General features: G+C 63.2%; 13 protein-coding genes. 10 read left to right on the forward strand and 3 right to left on the reverse strand.

The window, feature by feature from the left end:
• Window positions 1–98: 98 nt before the first annotated feature.
• Window positions 99–941: a tRNA (adenine-N1)-methyltransferase gene (locus tag B149_RS0105775; protein WP_018124228.1), complete on the forward strand. Its 843-nt coding sequence runs from the start codon at window positions 99–101 to the stop codon at window positions 939–941.
• A 115-nt stretch (window positions 942–1,056) separates the two neighbouring features.
• Here the strand turns inward: B149_RS0105775 and pbpC are convergent, their stop codons facing one another.
• The 3 genes from pbpC to B149_RS0105790 are packed head-to-tail and all read right to left on the reverse strand — an operon-like array spanning window position 1,057 to window position 9,204.
• Window positions 1,057–3,390: a penicillin-binding protein 1C gene (pbpC, locus tag B149_RS0105780; protein WP_245533197.1), complete on the reverse strand. Its 2,334-nt coding sequence runs from the start codon at window positions 3,388–3,390 to the stop codon at window positions 1,057–1,059.
• 3 nt (window positions 3,391–3,393) lie between these two features.
• Entirely contained in the window at window positions 3,394–8,727 is a 5,334-nt protein-coding gene (locus B149_RS0105785; protein WP_018124230.1) for an alpha-2-macroglobulin family protein, read from the reverse strand.
• 12 nt (window positions 8,728–8,739) lie between these two features.
• Entirely contained in the window at window positions 8,740–9,204 is a 465-nt protein-coding gene (locus B149_RS0105790; RefSeq protein WP_018124231.1) for an L-2-amino-thiazoline-4-carboxylic acid hydrolase, read from the reverse strand.
• A 332-nt stretch (window positions 9,205–9,536) separates the two neighbouring features.
• On the opposite strand from B149_RS0105790, the gene B149_RS0105795 reads away from it, so the two are divergent.
• The 9 genes from B149_RS0105795 (at window position 9,537) to fliQ (ending at window position 15,260) form a co-directional block, all read left to right on the forward strand.
• Window positions 9,537–10,253, forward strand: coding sequence for a YggS family pyridoxal phosphate-dependent enzyme (locus tag B149_RS0105795; protein ID WP_018124232.1), 717 nt, complete (start codon window positions 9,537–9,539; stop codon window positions 10,251–10,253).
• Window positions 10,254–10,277: 24 nt separating this feature from the next.
• Entirely contained in the window at window positions 10,278–11,039 is a 762-nt protein-coding gene (locus B149_RS0105800) for a motility protein A (protein ID WP_018124233.1), read from the forward strand.
• Window positions 11,040–11,078: 39 nt separating this feature from the next.
• A complete protein-coding gene (locus B149_RS0105805; protein ID WP_018124234.1) occupies window positions 11,079–11,909 on the forward strand; it encodes an OmpA/MotB family protein in 831 nt (276 codons plus the stop codon).
• 2 nt (window positions 11,910–11,911) lie between these two features.
• Window positions 11,912–12,634, forward strand: coding sequence for an OmpA/MotB family protein (locus tag B149_RS0105810; protein ID WP_018124235.1), 723 nt, complete (start codon window positions 11,912–11,914; stop codon window positions 12,632–12,634).
• 97 nt (window positions 12,635–12,731) lie between these two features.
• On the forward strand, window positions 12,732–13,217 hold the full coding sequence (locus tag B149_RS0105815) for a flagellar basal body-associated FliL family protein (protein WP_018124236.1): 486 nt from the start codon (window positions 12,732–12,734) through the stop codon (window positions 13,215–13,217).
• A 78-nt stretch (window positions 13,218–13,295) separates the two neighbouring features.
• Window positions 13,296–13,823: a flagellar motor switch protein FliN gene (gene fliN, locus B149_RS0105820; protein WP_026167476.1), complete on the forward strand. Its 528-nt coding sequence runs from the start codon at window positions 13,296–13,298 to the stop codon at window positions 13,821–13,823.
• A gap of 1 nt (window position 13,824) precedes the next feature.
• Window positions 13,825–14,199, forward strand: a complete 375-nt coding sequence (fliO, locus tag B149_RS16545) for a flagellar biosynthetic protein FliO (protein ID WP_018124238.1) — start codon at window positions 13,825–13,827, stop codon at window positions 14,197–14,199.
• A 94-nt stretch (window positions 14,200–14,293) separates the two neighbouring features.
• Window positions 14,294–14,953, forward strand: a complete 660-nt coding sequence (gene fliP, locus B149_RS0105830) for a flagellar type III secretion system pore protein FliP (protein ID WP_245533201.1) — start codon at window positions 14,294–14,296, stop codon at window positions 14,951–14,953.
• A 37-nt stretch (window positions 14,954–14,990) separates the two neighbouring features.
• Complete coding sequence (fliQ, locus tag B149_RS0105835) at window positions 14,991–15,260, forward strand: flagellar biosynthesis protein FliQ (protein ID WP_018124240.1); 270 nt, start codon at window positions 14,991–14,993, stop codon at window positions 15,258–15,260.
• Window positions 15,261–15,310 lie beyond the last annotated feature (50 nt).

Genomic DNA, 15,310 nt, shown 5'->3' on the forward strand with positions numbered 1-15,310 from the left:
GCTTATCTAAACCATGTGTTGAGATTGTCAAGGGAGAGCTTGACTTGCGGCGACTTTGACCATAGGGCAAGGGCATTCAAAACGCCCGGAGGCCTTTAATGATCGAAACCGGACAGCTCGTGCTGCTCATCAGCCGCAAGAACAAGCGGTACATGCAGAAATTCGACCCTGAAGGGGAACTGCACACCAACGAGGGCAAAATCCTCATGTCGGACGTGGCCGAGGCCGGTTTCGGCAAGTATGTTCATTCCCATCTCGGCAGACCGTATCTGGTGCTCAAGCCTACGCTCTACGATCTCATCAAGAGCGTGAAACGGCAGACCCAGATCATGTATCCCAAGGAGATCGGCTATCTGATGCTCAAGCTGGGCATCGGCCCCGGCTCCACGGTCATCGAGTCGGGCACCGGCTCCGGCGGCCTGACCACCGCCCTTGCGTGGACCGTGGGCGACACCGGTCGTGTCATCACCTACGAGCGGCGTGAGGAGTTCTACAATCTCGCCAGAAAGAATCTGGAGCGCGTTGGTCTCAGCCACCGCGTGGAGCAGATCAATCAGGACATCACCGAAGGATTCCGCCACAGCGGCGCGGATGCCCTGTTCCTGGACGTACGCACCCCGTGGGAATATCTCGACAGCATCCCGGATGCCGTCATCCCCGGCGCCATGTGCGGCTTCCTCCTGCCTACCACCAATCAGGTGAGCGAGCTGCTGCACGGGCTGGAGCGCGGTCCGTTCAAGAGTCTTGAAGTGCTCGAAATCCTCGTGCGCCAGTGGAAGCCCGTGGCCGAGCGTCTGCGCCCGGACGATCGCATGGTGGCCCACACCGGCTTCCTCGTGTTCGCCCGATACATGCAGCCCATGGAACGTCCCAAAATCGAAGCGCCCGAACCGGCCGAACCAGAAGCCCCGGAAAACGGTGGGGATCCGGCCGAAGAGTAAATCTTCGCTCGACGGCCTCCCGCAACAGGCCGAAATATAGTCATATCATCAATCGGTGCGACGCCCTGTGCGTCGTACCGATTTTCTTTTGATGGCAAATCGTAATACAATTCGTTCAGCGAACCGTGAACATCAGGCTGTCGGTACGGCCCTGCTCGTCCGTGACGGAAACAGAATGGATGCCCGGCCGGGCGCGATGGAACAGCTTGCCGCCCCCGTTGCTTTTCCCGGCGAAACGGTTGTCCACGTACCACCACAGCGGGCGCTCCGGTTCCGTTGTGGCTGCTTCGAGCGCGATCTGCTGGTATTCTGAAGGCGTATCGTCGCGCAGCAGATAGGGGGTGTTTTCGGAGGGTGAGGTTATGGACGGTCCGCCGTCTGGAATCCCGGTGCAGAATGGACTTGGTTTCGGCGGTGTCGGGACCGGCTTGTGCTGGGCGGCGAGCCACGCCGCCAGTTCCGGCGGGACCGTGCGTGTCACAACGGATTCGGCGGGACGCTTTAGCAGACAGTCTCCCTGAAGGCGCAGGCCCGACTTGGCGTCCACCAGTACGCGCTTGTGGTCCGTGCACCGGGACAGGGTCACGCGAGGCCCGGCAACGGATTCCACGGTCTCGGGGCAGTCCGGTCCGGCGGGCAGGCGGCTGGCGGCGCAGAGCCTGACAGTGCGCAGTTCGGGGGCTTCGGGGAGATGCAGGTCGCGGGAGGTGGGCTCCAGCGCGCGCAGAACGTTGAACAGCAGCGGCCCGGCGTGTCGGCTTCCCGAGATGCCCTTGACCGGCGTGCCGTCCGGGTTGCCCACCCATACCCCCACGGCAAGCGTCGGGCCGAAACCCACGGCCCATGCGTCCCGGTGCCCGAAGGATGTCCCGGTCTTCCACGCCGCGGCGGGCCGGTCGCGCGTGAGCCGCCACGAATCGGGCATGTCCGGCCGGGCCACGTTCGTGAGTATTTCCGAAACCATGCGTGCCGCTTCCGGGCTGAACAGGCTCGTCGCGGGGCCGGGTTCTCCCGGAGCGATGCGCCACGGTCGGTGTTCGCCCCCCTGCGCTAGCGTGGCGTACAGGTTGACGAGGTCCATGAGTCGTACCTCGCAGGCTCCGAGCGCCAGCGGCAGCCCGTAGGTGGCAGCGGGCCGGTCGATGCTCTCCAGTCCCCCGTTGTTCAACAGGGTGTGAAAGTCGTCCAGACCGGTTCTGGCCAGCAGCCGCACTGCCGGGACATTGAGGGAACGCGACAGGGCGTGTGCAGCATCCACTTGTCCGGAGAACGTCCCGGAATAATTGTCGGGGCGGTACCCGGCATAGTCCGTGGGCACGTCCAACAGCCGCGCCCCGGGCAGGGCCGTGCCTTTGTCGAAGGCCAGCGCGTAGAGAAACGGTTTGAGCGTGGAGCCGGGCGAGCGGGCGGCGAGAGCGTTGTTGACCTGCCCTTGCGTGCGGTCGTCGAAGAAATCCGCGGAGCCGGCCAGCGCCAGCACCTCGCGCGTGCGTCGGTTCAGCACCACCACGGCGGCGTTCTGCAAGCCCTGCTGTTTGATGCGGGCGGCGTGGCGGGCCGTGAGTCGTTGCACCACTCGCTGGCTGTCGAGGTCGAGGCTGGTTTCGAGGACCGTGTCGGATCCCAGACGGTGCCTGGCAAGCAGGGTGAAGTGGGGGGCAAGCATTCGGGAGTTGCGCCGCGAGGCCACCATGGGCTGCCGTTTGGCGCGTGCCGATTCGGTGGGCCCGATGATGCCGCGATGCAAAAGGGTCTCAAGCACCCGGTCGCGCACGCGCCGGGCCGTTTCCGGATGCCGGGCCGGGTCGTAGCGACTGGGTGAGCGCGGCAGTACGGCCAGCAGGGCGCATTCCCCCAGCGAAAGTCGGTCCGGCGGTTTGCCGAAGTAGATGCGCGAGGCCGCGTCCACGCCGTAGATGTTGCCGCCGAAAGGGGCCATGTTCAGGTAGATGCGCAGCAGCTCGTCCTTGGTGTGGTGCAGGGACAGCTGCATGGCGCGGAAGGTTTCGATGATCTTGGCGCCGAGAGTTCGGGGCCGGGGTTCGGCCATCCGAGCGATCTGCATGGGGATCGTGGATGCGCCCGAGACCACGCGGCCCTGCGTGAGGTTGCTCCATGCCGCGCGTATCACCGCCAGCGGGTTCACGCCCGGATGCAGGCGGAACCAGCGGTCTTCCGACTCGATGAGCGCGGTCACGAGTTGCGCAGAGATGTCCTCAAGCCCTGTCGGGAAGCGCCACATGCCGTCCGAAGCCGTGAAGCGGCGTAGCTCGACACCGTTCCGGTCCAGCACCCGCACCCCGGCCGGGGGCGAGAGTCGTTCCTGCGGAAACGGGAAAGCCGCGTCGAGCACCAGAAAAGCCCCGAAAAACAGGAGCAGCAGCGCGACAATGCGCAGCATCCTGCATCCGGTGCCTCCGGGGGCGGAGCAGCGGTGGACAGGCTTCACGGCCTACTCCTTGACGGTCACATCGGTCCGTCCCACGGCACCCTCATCCGACTTGGGGCCGAGGGCGAAAATCGACGGGTCGTACATGGCTTCCGCCTGAACCGGGGGCAGGGCGAAGCTGCCGGGAGTAATGGCCCGCAGCTGGGAGTATCCTGCGTGCCAGACACCGCCATTCAGATCCGTGAAGAAGAGGATGCGGTCGTCGCGCAGGTCCTGATGCCCCCCCAGCGGGCGTTCCTTTTCCCCGGAGAAGGTCGCGGTTTCCGAGGATTCGAGCCTCGGGTTTTCCACTTCCATTCCGGCTGGGAGCAGTGCCTGCACCACCACGTTTTCCACGTCGGTTTCGGCGCGCACCTCGGTCTTCATGATCAGAAGCGTTCCCTGCTCAACCGTGGCGATATCCACAGGACGCCCCTGTCTGTCGAGGAAGGTGCGCCGTACGTTCAGCCCGTTGCTTGCGGCTTCCGCCTTTTGCGGAATGCCTCGCGTGGTCGCTGACCAGAACGCCGTGGTTTCAGGGCTGTCCAGTCGGAGTTCCAGAGCGCCTCCTCCGTCAAAGGTTCGGGCGAAGGTCTCGGCGTTCTTGAACGGATGATCCGTTCCGGCCTGAACGAGGGCGCCGGAAAGCGGTGCCGCATCCCCGAGATCCAGAGCTTTGCCTACGGCCGCAAAGGCCAACGCGTTTTCCTGCGTGGTTCCCCACGGATTTGCCGCCATCAGGCGCGAGACGTTTTCGGTCAACTGCGGTACGAGCCGGTCGTCCGGTGCGGCGTCGGCAAGGGTCAGCAGCATCAGGGCGTTGTCGCGCAGCTCGGAGCCCATGTCGCCGCCGGAAGCGCGGCCAGCCTTCATTTGTGGCAGCTCCGCCAGTAGCGCGTTGTAGGATTCCATGTCGCCGGACAGGGCATAGGCGCAGGCCAGCAGGGTGCGGTCGGCGGCCGAGAGCCGGTTCTTGCGGTTGTCGCGCAGCTCGTCCATGGAGCCACGGTCCGGGCTGCCCGCCTTGGCGAGGTTGAACAGGGCGTAGGTTGTCGTGCTGAAATCGGAACCGCGCTGTGCCCCGAGGGTGCGCATGTGCCCGAGGGCGCGCTGAAGCATCCCCGGAGAGGTGAATCCGGCCTGCTTCGCTTCCAGCAGGAAGTGCGTGACGTACGCGCTGACCCACGGATGGGAGCGGGTGCCGCCGGGCCAGAAGGCGAACCCCCCGTCACCGCTCTGCATGGAGAGCAACCGCATGATGGCGGACTGGACCATGAACGCCGGGCCCTTTTCATCCACCGCGTCAGGGGCCATGGCCCGGGCGAGGTCGCCGAAGCGTATCAGCGGGAACGCGCGTGACGCGGTCTGTTCGGCGCATCCGTACGGGTAGCGCAACAGGTTCCGCAGTTTGCCCGCGAAACGGGTCAGAGGCATGGTACCAACGCTGACCTCGCGGGTCACTGTGCCGGGCACGAAGCCTTGTGCCGCCGGGACCAGATCGCCGGAACCCTTGATGCTGCCGAAGGCTGCTTCGCGCTTGTAGGGAAGCGCCGGGCGGACGGGCAGTTCCACGGTCACGGATCGCGACTCCCCTCCGCCCTCGGCGGTGATCGTGACGGTCCCCTTGCCGCCAGCGCCTGAGGCGGCGGTCAGCGGCAGGTGGACGGTCTGCTCTGCTTCGTCGGCCAGTTGCAGGGTCATCCCCTTGGCATTGCTGGAAAGTGCACCTTGAGCCTTGACTCGCACGGTGATGCCCGCTTCGGAGCCGAGATCGTTGCGCACCGTCACCGGCATCCGTACTGAGTCGCCGGGGGCCATGAATCGCGGCAGGGTCGGAGTGAGGGCGATGGGAGCGCGAACGCGCGTCATATGGCGTGCCGCGCCAAAGCGTTTGCCGTCGAGGCCCACCGCCATGATGCGGAGCGCGCCCTGAAAATCGGGGAGCTTCGCGGTGTAGCGGACCGTGCCCTCGGCATCGGCCGTCAACGGGCCGGACCAGAAGGAGACAGGCTTGACACGGCGGATGCCCTCGGTGCGCATGAAACGGCTTTCGGCCATCATGGCCATACCGCCGCCCGCGTCCGCCCGGCCCATGATGCGGGCCAGATCAGGGTACAACAGGGCGAAGGTGTCGTAGCTGCGCACGCCCAGCGCCCGTCTGGCGTAGAAGAAGTCGAACGGGTCGGGATCGTCGCTGCCGGAGAGCTGCATGATGCCCTCGTCCACGGCCGCCAGCGTGACTACGGCACCGGGCTGCGTCTTGACCGTCATGGTCATTTCGGTTTCCGGTCGCACTTCGGCGGGTGCGTCCACGTTGATCTCCATCCTGTTGGAAAGATTGTCCACGAGCAGCGGCGTGACGCCGAAGGCGCGGCCCACCGAACCTTCCGGCACGTCCCCGGCCCTGCGGATCAGCATGGCGGTGACATAGGCGTTGGGCGCGTAATGCGCCTTGACAGGCAGGGTGACCTCGCCGGTGTTGCCGTCGAGCTGTACGGTCTGCGAGTGATGTACTTCGTCGCCCTCCACGGTGACCAGCAGACGGCCCGGGAACGGAGCGCGCACCTGTACGGTGGCAGTGTCGCCCGGATCGTATTGCTCCCGGTCCGTGACCAGCTCGATGCGCGCGGGATTTTCCAGTGCCCACGGTGAGTATCCCCAGCCGCCGCAGAAGAACTCCGCTTGAGCCGAGGCCCCGGTGCGGGGCGACGAAATGACCGCGCGGTAGCTGCCGTAGGACGGGGGAGTGAAGTCCACGCTGCCCTCGGCCTTGCCAGCTTGAATGACGGTCTCTGAAATCAGTTCCGGGTCGTTGACCGATTCGTAACGGTACCCGCTGGAAGGCGACTTGCGGACCACCGTGCGCCAGCGGTCCCGGTAAAAGGCGGCGCGTAGTTCCCCATGCTCCGTCGGGGTACCGGAGGGGTCGGTGGAAATAAAATCGAAAGTTAACGGTTGCCCATATTCATACCCGTTTTTATTGAGCTTGCGGATTCCGATATAGGATTCGTAAGGGTGTATCGTCACCCTCTTGCGGGCCATGACGCCGCGCCCGCCGGACTCGCTGACGCGACCGAAGATGGTGGCGGTCAGGGCGGAGGGCGGTGTCAGGCCGTCGGGAACGGGGATCTCGAATTCGGCATGGCCGTCTTCGTCAAGCACGGTGTTACGGCTGAAGACTTCCTGCGGCTCAAAGGGCTGGTCCGGGTTGCCGAACACGTAATCGGAATAGCCCGGAGCGGTGAAAGGAGCGGATTCCAACCGGACGCGGGCGGTGACGGGCAACTTGGACGCGGGCGGACCGAAGAGGTAGCTGGAGCGCACCTCGGCCTTGATGGTCTGTCCGGGCCTGAAGGTGTCGTGGGCGGTCTTCACCTCGACCTTGATACGGTCCGGCACGAACTCCTCCACCTTGAAATCAAGGGTGCCGATGCCGCGGTCCCCGGCCCTCAGGGTCAGGCTGTGGCGGCCGGTGAGCGTATAGTCGGGCAGAGGAATCTCAAAGGCCGCAGAGCCGTGTTGATCCGTGGTCAGGCGTACCTTGCGGATTTCGCGGCCACGCGGGTCGTGCTGCACGAGCACCAAAGGCATTTCCGGCGGTACGGTCAGGTCGTCCTTTCGCACCACGGCCAGTCCCTTGAGGGTCTCGCCGGGGCGGTACAGGTCGCGCTCGCCGTACAGGTAGGCGCGCAGGCCGGAGGGCACGCTCTGCGAACCGGAAACGTCCAGTCCGGTAGTGTCCACTTCGAAGCGCGACGGCAGCAGGAACGTGAAGTCGCCGCCGGTGCGTTCTGCCAGAATCAGGTAGGGGCGCCCTTCCTCATCATCAGCGGGCAGCGGCAGGGAGGCGCTCCCGGCCCGGTCCGTGCGGGTGCGCGCCAGTTGCTGGTTCTTGTCGCTCACCAGCGTCAGCCGGATTCCGGAGAGCGGTTCAAGCGTCGTGTTGGACACGGCCCAGACCAGAAAGCGGTCCTTGCCGCGTTTGGCCATCAGGCCGATGTCGGAAACGATCATCCAGCGCTTGGCTCCGTTCTGGCCCTTGATGGATGCGCTGACCTTGAACAGGCCGCGCTCGCCTTCGGCAAACGTGTCGCCGAACTGCAGGGGCAGGCGCACGCTCTCGTTGCGCTTTGCATCCACCGGGACGGAACGTTCCATGACCTTGCCGCCAAGGCTGTAGGGAACGCCGGAGTGGTTCCAGTCGTTGTCGAAGATGCGCCAGCCGTATTCGCGCAGCATGGAAAAGAGGTTGTTGGGGTAGACACGGTCCACGCGCACCGTGATTTCGTCCGTGTTGACGGCATCCAGCGCCAGACCCGCGCGGCGGCTGTCGGGCAGGAACAGCCCCTGCCCCACGAATCCCACGGAGGGCGGCAGGTCCGGCACGGTCACTGTGACGGTCGCGCCTTCGGCCAGTTCGGCCCCGTCCGCGGCGGTCAGGCCCTGTTGCAGGCTCACGTCGTACCGCTCGCCGGGAGTGAATCCGCCCTGAAGTATCAGCCTGTCGCCATCCGCGCGCAGGTTGAAGTCCGCCTTCGGGGAGACCGAGACGTGCCCCGCGGCTTTGCGCGCGTCCATGGGTGTGGAGAAGGTCAGCCGGATGCCGGTTTCGCCGCCGGATGCAAAGGGGTCGGCACCCCGAAATGTCAGCACCGGATTCAGCTTCAGTTCGATCTCGGCCTGCGAGTCGCGGTCCAGCGCCAGTTCCGAGCCGGAGCGCTTCAGGCCGCTCTTGAGGGTAAGGCTATAGGTGGCCCCGTCCGGAGTCTTCTCCACCGGATCGGAGCGAAGCTCCATTCGGCGGGAACTCCACGAGGTGGTCACCTGCAACGGCAAGGCTTCGCCGTCTGAATCCGTGAGGGTCGCGTTTTTCAGCAGTTCCTCGGGGGAGACGGGAGCAGTGAAGCGGACGAAGGTAGAAATGATCGCAGCACCGGGGCGTGGCCCTGCCTGTTCGCGCATGCGGATTTCCTCCACGCGGAACGTGCCGGTGCGCAGCGTGAATTCGGTCTCGCCGTCAAGATTCAGGGCCGGAGCCATCTTCAGGGTGTATTCGGCGTCCTGCGCCAGCGGGCTGTCGGCACGAAAGCGCAGCAGATACGGGTTGCTCCACTCCCACTCGCCACCGGTTTGCGGTTTGAGCGTGGCCGCCTTTGCGGCGGGGACGGCGTCGGTGTCCACCGGGGCGGTCAGCTCCACTTCAACGCCGGAGCGGTCCGGAGCCGTGCGGGCCTCTTTGACCGAGGGTGTGGGCGGAATTTCGGGCATGGGGCTCAGGTGCACGATCCACGCGGCCTGTGCGGCAACAAGGATGCACAGCACGGCAATGACGGCGGTCTTCAGATTGTCGGCGGTCATGGGAGAACCTCGTTATTCGTTCCACAGAAAGCGGAAGCGGCAGGCTTCGGCTCCGGTGGCGATGGTGCAGGGGCGTTCAAGGATCAGGCGCGGGTCATAGGCCTCGGCAAAGGGGCCGTCACGGTTGCAGGAGATGGTGCGGCAGAGCTCTTCGGGCAGGCCGAGGCGGCGGTAGGCGTCAACGTAGCCGCAGCGGGTGACGCGGAAGGAAAATTCGTCCGGCTCGTCGGTATCCACCTCAATGTCCAGCGCACCTCCTGCGCGCCAGATATCGACCACGGTTTTGAAATGCGCCAGGCTCGGCCCGTGGGGTGCGGATGCGGCGAAGCTTTCGCCGCCTTTTCGTCCGGCGCGTTCGGCAATATTCGCCACCGCTTCAAGCGCGGCCTCGTCGTCCAAGGTACGACGGAGCTCCGCGTAGACCCGTTCCAGCATTTCCGCTTCTATAATGCGGCGTTCTATCTGCGTCACGTTCATGAAAAGAGGGCTAGCACATACCGGAACCCTGTGCCAGAAAAGGAGTGATTTTTCCGTACGGGAAATGCCTTTTTTAACCGGGGTTCAGATGCATTTCACTCAATCCGGTGTGGAGGTGAGGAATTTTTTTGCAGGAAAAAACGCAGCCCGCCGAGATGTCTAGACTTTTTTGAATTGCCGGAATTGCGGGGGGTTGCGTTTGCGTGGGGGGTGACGTACTTCGCAGCGGAAGTGGCTATGAAGCGGATTTTCGCGTAAGGTTCGCTAAACTGAATGAACAATGGGCCGATAAGGATGATGGAGGCCCAAAGCCCGGAAATATAAGGCGTCTCATGCAGGAATACACGCAGGCGAGAAAAACGGAGCTGAGCGAGAGGGTTCAGGCGGTGCAGGAAGACTTGGCCGAGGCCGCGAAAAAAGCGGGCAGAGCCGCGTCAGACGTGACCCTCGTGGCCGTGTCCAAGCTGCATCCTGCCTCGGATATTGCGGCACTGGCGGATGCCGGGCATCTGGACTTCGGCGAGAACTACGTTCAGGAAGCGGCCGGCAAGCAGGAAGCATTGCAGGGGCTCGACGTGCGCTGGCATTTCATCGGCGGGCTGCAGTCCAACAAGGCCAAATTCGTGGCCGGAAATTTCGAGCTGGTGCACAGCGTGGACTCGCTGAAGCTGGCAAAAAAGCTCGCCGCCAAGGCTGCCGAGCGCGGCACCGTTCAGGACGTGCTCATACAGGCCAGCCTCGCGGGCGAGGAACAGAAGAGCGGCGCGGAAGCTGACGAGCTGGAGCGGCTCGTGGCCGAAGCGTCCGAACTGGACGGGCTTCGGGTGCGCGGGCTCATGACCATGCCGCCGTTTTTTGACGAGCCGGAACGGGCGAGGCCGTTCTTTGCGCGGCTTCGGGAGCTTCGCGAAGGCATCGGGCAGCGGTTGGGCATCTCCCTGCCGCATCTGTCCATGGGCATGACCGGGGACTTCGTCCCGGCCGTGGAAGAGGGCGCGACCCTCGTCCGCGTTGGCACAAGGATCTTCGGGGCCCGGCCTCCGAAATAGCAACACCTAAACCGGGGATTCGGGATGGATCTGGCAACTGTCATAGGTCTGGTGCTCTCATTCGGTCTGGTGGTCGCGGCCATTTTGACCGGCGGCAGCCTGATCACTTTCATCAGCATACCGTCGGCCCTCATCGTGCTGGGCGGAACCATCGGGGCCACCTTGGTCAACTACCCGCTGAGTTACGTCATCGGCGTCATCGGGGTCATCAAGAATACCTTCTTTTCCAGCATCGACACCCCGGCCTCCATCATCGAGCGCTTCAAGGACTACGCCAACCGCGCCCGCCGCGAAGGCATCCTGTCCCTTGAACCGCTGATCAAGGAGATCGACGACGAATACATGAAAAAAGGCTTGCAGCTGACGGTGGACGGACTGGAGCCGCAGGTCATTCAAGAGATTCTGGAGACCGAGATATCCTACCTTGAGGAGCGTCACGAGCTGGGCGCGGGCGTCGTGGCCATCATGGGCACCATGGCTCCGGCCATGGGCATGATCGGAATCGTCATCGGCCTGGTGCAGATGCTGCAAACCATGAGCGATCCCTCCACCATCGGCCCGGCCATGGCCGTGGCACTTCTCACAACGCTGTACGGCGCGATTCTCGCCAACCTCGTGTTCAACCCCATGGCGGGCAAGCTCAAGGCCAGAAGCAAGGAGGAAATCCTGATTCGCGAAATGATTCTGGAAGGAATCCTCGCCATCTCCAAGGGCGAAAACCCGCGCATCATCGAGGAAAAGCTCAACAGCTTCCTGCCGCCCAAGGACAGGGCTGCCTCGGACTAGCCCCCGGTCCGCCGGGCGCAGAAGGGATGACGAAGCTCCATGGCAAAGAAAGAGAAGAAGCAGGAATGCGAAACCATGCCGCCCTGGCTCATCACGTTCACCGACGTGATGACGCTCATGCTGACCTTTTTCGTGCTGCTCGTCTCCATGGCCCGCATCGACGAACGTCGCAAGCTCGTGGTGCTCGGCTCCATCATCGGCACCTTCGGTTTTCATGATCAGAGCTACGAGCTTTATTCCAAGAAGGACACCAAACGCACTGTCGAGCCGGGGCCTATCGATTCCGGTGACCTTCAGCCCCTCAAGCCTTTGCTGTGGGAGGACGTGCAGAACGACCTGAGCTTCCAGTCCAGCAAATTCGTGCAGGTGCTTTCCATCAACGCTGACGTGCTCTTCGCTCCGGGCGAGGTCCGGCTTTCGCGGCGCGGCATGGAAATACTCACGGTGGCGACCCCGGTGCTGCGCAACCTGCGCTGGCCCGTGCTCATTGCCGGTCACACCTCGGAAATGCGTGACGAGGAAGGCTTCGACTACATGCCCTCGCTCGAACAGGAAATCCCCGACCCTTCGTGGCGGTTGAGCCTGAACCGGGCGCTTGCGGTCTACCGTTTCTTTCTCGATGAAGACGTCCCTGCCGACATGATGCGGGTTGAAGGCTTTGGCCGCTACAAGCCCAGCTACGGCAACGCCACCCCCGAAGGCCGACAGGCCAACCGCAGGGTGGACATTGTGCTGGACAAGCGCAGCGACAACTCCGCGCGCGAGCTGGATGCCGGCCTGCCGCCCGAGCAGGAGGTCGATGACGGCACCGTGGAGATCGACGGCTTCATCTTCAACGTCGAAGAACAGGCGCCGGAAGAGGAACGGTAGCCATGGCCAGAAAGAAAAAGAAAGCCTGCGAGCCCATGGCATTGTGGCTGGTGACGTTTTCCGACCTGGTGACGCTGCTGCTGACCTTTTTCGTGCTGTTGCTGACCATGTCCAGCATGGACAACACCCTGCTGACCACCGTGACCGTGACACAGGCGGACCTTGGCCTGCTCAGCGCCCGAGGTTCCGGGCGGGTGAGCGCGAAAGAGCGGCTGGTGGCGGAGCTCATGGAAAAACCGTGGGAAGTGCTGGAGAAGCAGAACCGGCTGAAGGATCTGCTGTTCCCGGACGAGGTGCTGCCGCCGGAGATCAACCGTCAGGAGCTTGAGGAAAACCTCACGGTGCTGAGCAAGTGGGACGGCGTGGGACTCGTCTTCACGGACCGCCTGCTGTTCGAGCCGGGCGGGACGCGACTTTCCGACACGGGGCGAGAGTTGCTGGATGCGCTGGTGCCCATCATGACTGCAACGAGCGCGCCCATCGACGTGGCCGGGTATGCGGACTCCGTGGATGATGCGCCCGATCCGTGGCAGGTTTCCAAGGAGCGCGCCATCTCGGTGCTGACTTTCCTGCGCGAGGCCGGGCTGACCAGTGACCGGCTCGCCATATCCGCATATGGCGACACTCGGCCCGCGGTGGCGGGTGATTCGCCGGAGGCCAGAAGCCGGAACCGGCGCGTGGAGATTCTGCTCAAGACCCAGCGGCCCATCGGCGGATATCCATAGGCGCCTCTGGTCTTTGCACAGACGTTCTCCCCTCTGGTAATCGGAGCGTTTTCGGGCTAGAAAAGGCTTGACCAACGATAATAAGGACAGGTGAACCGTGGCTGACGAAGAACTCCCGCAAGAAGAGAAAAAGGGCGGAAAGCTCAAGTGGATCATCATAGTCGTGCTGCTGCTGGCTCTCGGCGCGGGCGGCTACTTTGCCTATATGAAGTTCATGGCGCCTGAGGAACCGGCCGCTGAAGAGACCGCTTCCGAGCAGTCCTCGGCCGAAACGCCGCAGGAAGGCATCCTCAAGCCGCTGCCGGTGTTCCTCGTGAACCTTGCCGATCCGCTTGGCCGTCGCTATCTCAAGCTCGGTGTGGAAGTCGAGGTTCGCGACGAGAAGGTCCTCGAAGAGCTGGAGACCAATCAGGCCAAAATCAAGGACAGCATGCTGCTGCTTCTTTCCAGCAAGACGTACGGGGAGCTTTCGACCTTGCAGGACAAGATAGAACTGAAGAACCAGATCGCCGACAGGCTCAATCAGGTACTCGGAAACGGCAGCGTTCTCAGGGTCTACATTACCGAGATGGTGATTCAGTAGCACGGATCTTGCTTAACCACCTTCGGCGTGTCGGAAAGCGGACGCGCGAACCTGTACAACATCAAGGAAGGTGTGGAAATGGCTGACGAACAAGATAAGCTTGCCGAAGAATGGGCCGCAGCGCTCAGTGATGACTTCGATACCGACGATGACGTCGGTGACGGCGGCGAGGCCGCTGCAAGCGGTGATCAGGCACTGGCCGACGAATGGGCCAGCGCTCTCGCCAGCGAAGAGCACGATGAAGTGCGCAACGAGAAGGAGCAGGAATACCTCTCCACGCAGGCGCACGACTACAAGTTCACGGACATGACCGGCGAGGCCAAGAGCAGCGCGGGTGACGGCTCCAAGCGCGATCTGGACTTCATCCTCGACATCCCGCTGGACGTGTCCGCCGAGCTCGGCCGCACCAAGCTGCTCATCAACGAGCTGCTGCAGCTGGGTCAGGGATCCGTCGTGGAGCTGAACAAGCTGGCCGGCGAGCCGCTGGAAATCTACGTCAACGGCAAGCTGGTGGCGCGCGGCGAGGCCGTGGTCATCAACGAGAAGTTCGGCATCCGGCTGACGGACATCATCAGCCCCATTGAGCGGGTCAAGCAGCTTGGCTGATATGGGCTCCGCAGCCAACGCCACGGCGGCGGTAGCCAACGGCACTGCGGCGCAGGGTCCGGTGTTCGATACGGGCCTTTCCGTGCTCAGCACGCTGGGTTGGCTGAGCTTCGTGCTGCTGCTCATCTACGCGGCGTACTGGCTGGTGAAGCGTTTCGCCCCCGCCGGGATCGGAACTGGAGGCCGCGGCGACCTGAAGGTGGAAGAGCGGGTGATGCTCGGCAACCATCAGACGGTCTGCGTGGTGCGCTACGGCAAGCGCCGTTTTCTGGTGGGCGCAACGGCCCAGCACATCAACATGCTGGCCGATCTGGACAGGAAGAACCTGAGCGATTTCGAGGAAGCCCTTGCTGAAAGTGTCTCGGAAGACGACTAGCCTCCTCGGGTGGGGCCTTTTGCTTGCGACGGCGGCCTGCGTGCTGCTGCCGCTGGTGTCGTTTGCCCAGGAACCGAGCATTCCGAGGCTCTCCATGCAGCTCGCGGCCGGACAGGCCGAGCCGAGCGAAGTCTCCGCGCTGCTTGAGATACTGTTTCTGCTCACCGTGCTCAGCATGGCCCCGGCCATTTTGCTGACCATGACCTCGTTCACGCGCATCATTATCGTCTTTCACTTCCTGCGTCAGGCCATGGGCACGCAGCAGATGCCGCCCAACCAGGTGCTGGCGAGCCTTGCCATCTTCATGACCTTCGTGATCATGTATCCGGTGGGCAAGGACATGAACAATCAGGCCCTGCAACCGTATCTGGCCGAGGAGATCACCTTCGACCAGGCGCTTGAGCGGGCGCAGCAGCCGCCGCGTCAGTTCATGTTCAAGCACACGCGGGAAAAGGATCTTTCGGTTTTCTACTCCATCACCGGAGCGGAGCGGCCGCAGAACAAGGAAGAAGTCTCCACCATTCTGCTGGTGGCGGCCTATACCATCAGCNAACTCAAGACCGGCTTCACCATCGGCTTTCTCATTTACATTCCGTTCCTGATTCTGGACATGGTGGTGGCGAGTGTGCTGCTTTCCATGGGCATGATGATGCTGCCGCCGGTCATGGTGTCCCTGCCGTTCAAAATCCTGCTGTTCATTCTGGTGGACGGCTGGAATCTCGTGGTGGGCTCGCTGGTCAACACCTTCCAGTGACGCGCGGACAAAGGCAAACCGGGGGAGAGGTGCGTCCATGACACCGGAATTCGTCATCGGCTTTGCAAGAGAAGCCATCGAGCTGACCCTGACCATCGCCCTGCCCATGCTCGGCGTGGGGATGGCCGTTGGCATCATCATCAGTATCTTTCAGGCCGCCACGCAGATTCAGGAGATGACCCTGACCATCGTGCCGAAGATCATCGCCATCTTTTTGGTGTTGCTCATATCATTCCCATGGATCATGGACAGGATGGTGACCTACACCACCAACGTATTTCTCAATCTTCCCACGTATATCCGCTGACGTGGCCGTCGGCATCGTTTTTTCGGACCCGCGCCGAAAATGACGGGAGG

Origin of the sequence: Desulfovibrio oxyclinae DSM 11498, from assembly GCF_000375485.1 — a bacterium.
Classification (GTDB): Bacteria; Desulfobacterota; Desulfovibrionia; order Desulfovibrionales; family Desulfovibrionaceae; genus Pseudodesulfovibrio; species Pseudodesulfovibrio oxyclinae.

What these genes read in the sequence shown, in the direction of transcription:
- B149_RS0105810 (WP_018124235.1), top strand. Translation starts at nt 11,912, where the DNA reads ATGGCCAGAAAGAAAAAGAAAGCCTGCGAGCCCATGGCATTGTGGCTG.
- B149_RS0105805 (WP_018124234.1), top strand. Translation starts at nt 11,079, where the DNA reads ATGGCAAAGAAAGAGAAGAAGCAGGAATGCGAAACCATGCCGCCCTGG.
- fliO (WP_018124238.1), top strand. Translation starts at nt 13,825, where the DNA reads ATGGGCTCCGCAGCCAACGCCACGGCGGCGGTAGCCAACGGCACTGCG.
- fliQ (WP_018124240.1), top strand. Translation starts at nt 14,991, where the DNA reads ATGACACCGGAATTCGTCATCGGCTTTGCAAGAGAAGCCATCGAGCTG.
- B149_RS0105785 (WP_018124230.1), bottom strand. Translation starts at nt 8,727, where the DNA reads ATGACCGCCGACAATCTGAAGACCGCCGTCATTGCCGTGCTGTGCATC.
- B149_RS0105790 (WP_018124231.1), bottom strand. Translation starts at nt 9,204, where the DNA reads ATGAACGTGACGCAGATAGAACGCCGCATTATAGAAGCGGAAATGCTG.
- B149_RS0105775 (WP_018124228.1), top strand. Translation starts at nt 99, where the DNA reads ATGATCGAAACCGGACAGCTCGTGCTGCTCATCAGCCGCAAGAACAAG.
- B149_RS0105800 (WP_018124233.1), top strand. Translation starts at nt 10,278, where the DNA reads ATGGATCTGGCAACTGTCATAGGTCTGGTGCTCTCATTCGGTCTGGTG.
- fliN (WP_026167476.1), top strand. Translation starts at nt 13,296, where the DNA reads ATGGCTGACGAACAAGATAAGCTTGCCGAAGAATGGGCCGCAGCGCTC.
- B149_RS0105795 (WP_018124232.1), top strand. Translation starts at nt 9,537, where the DNA reads ATGCAGGAATACACGCAGGCGAGAAAAACGGAGCTGAGCGAGAGGGTT.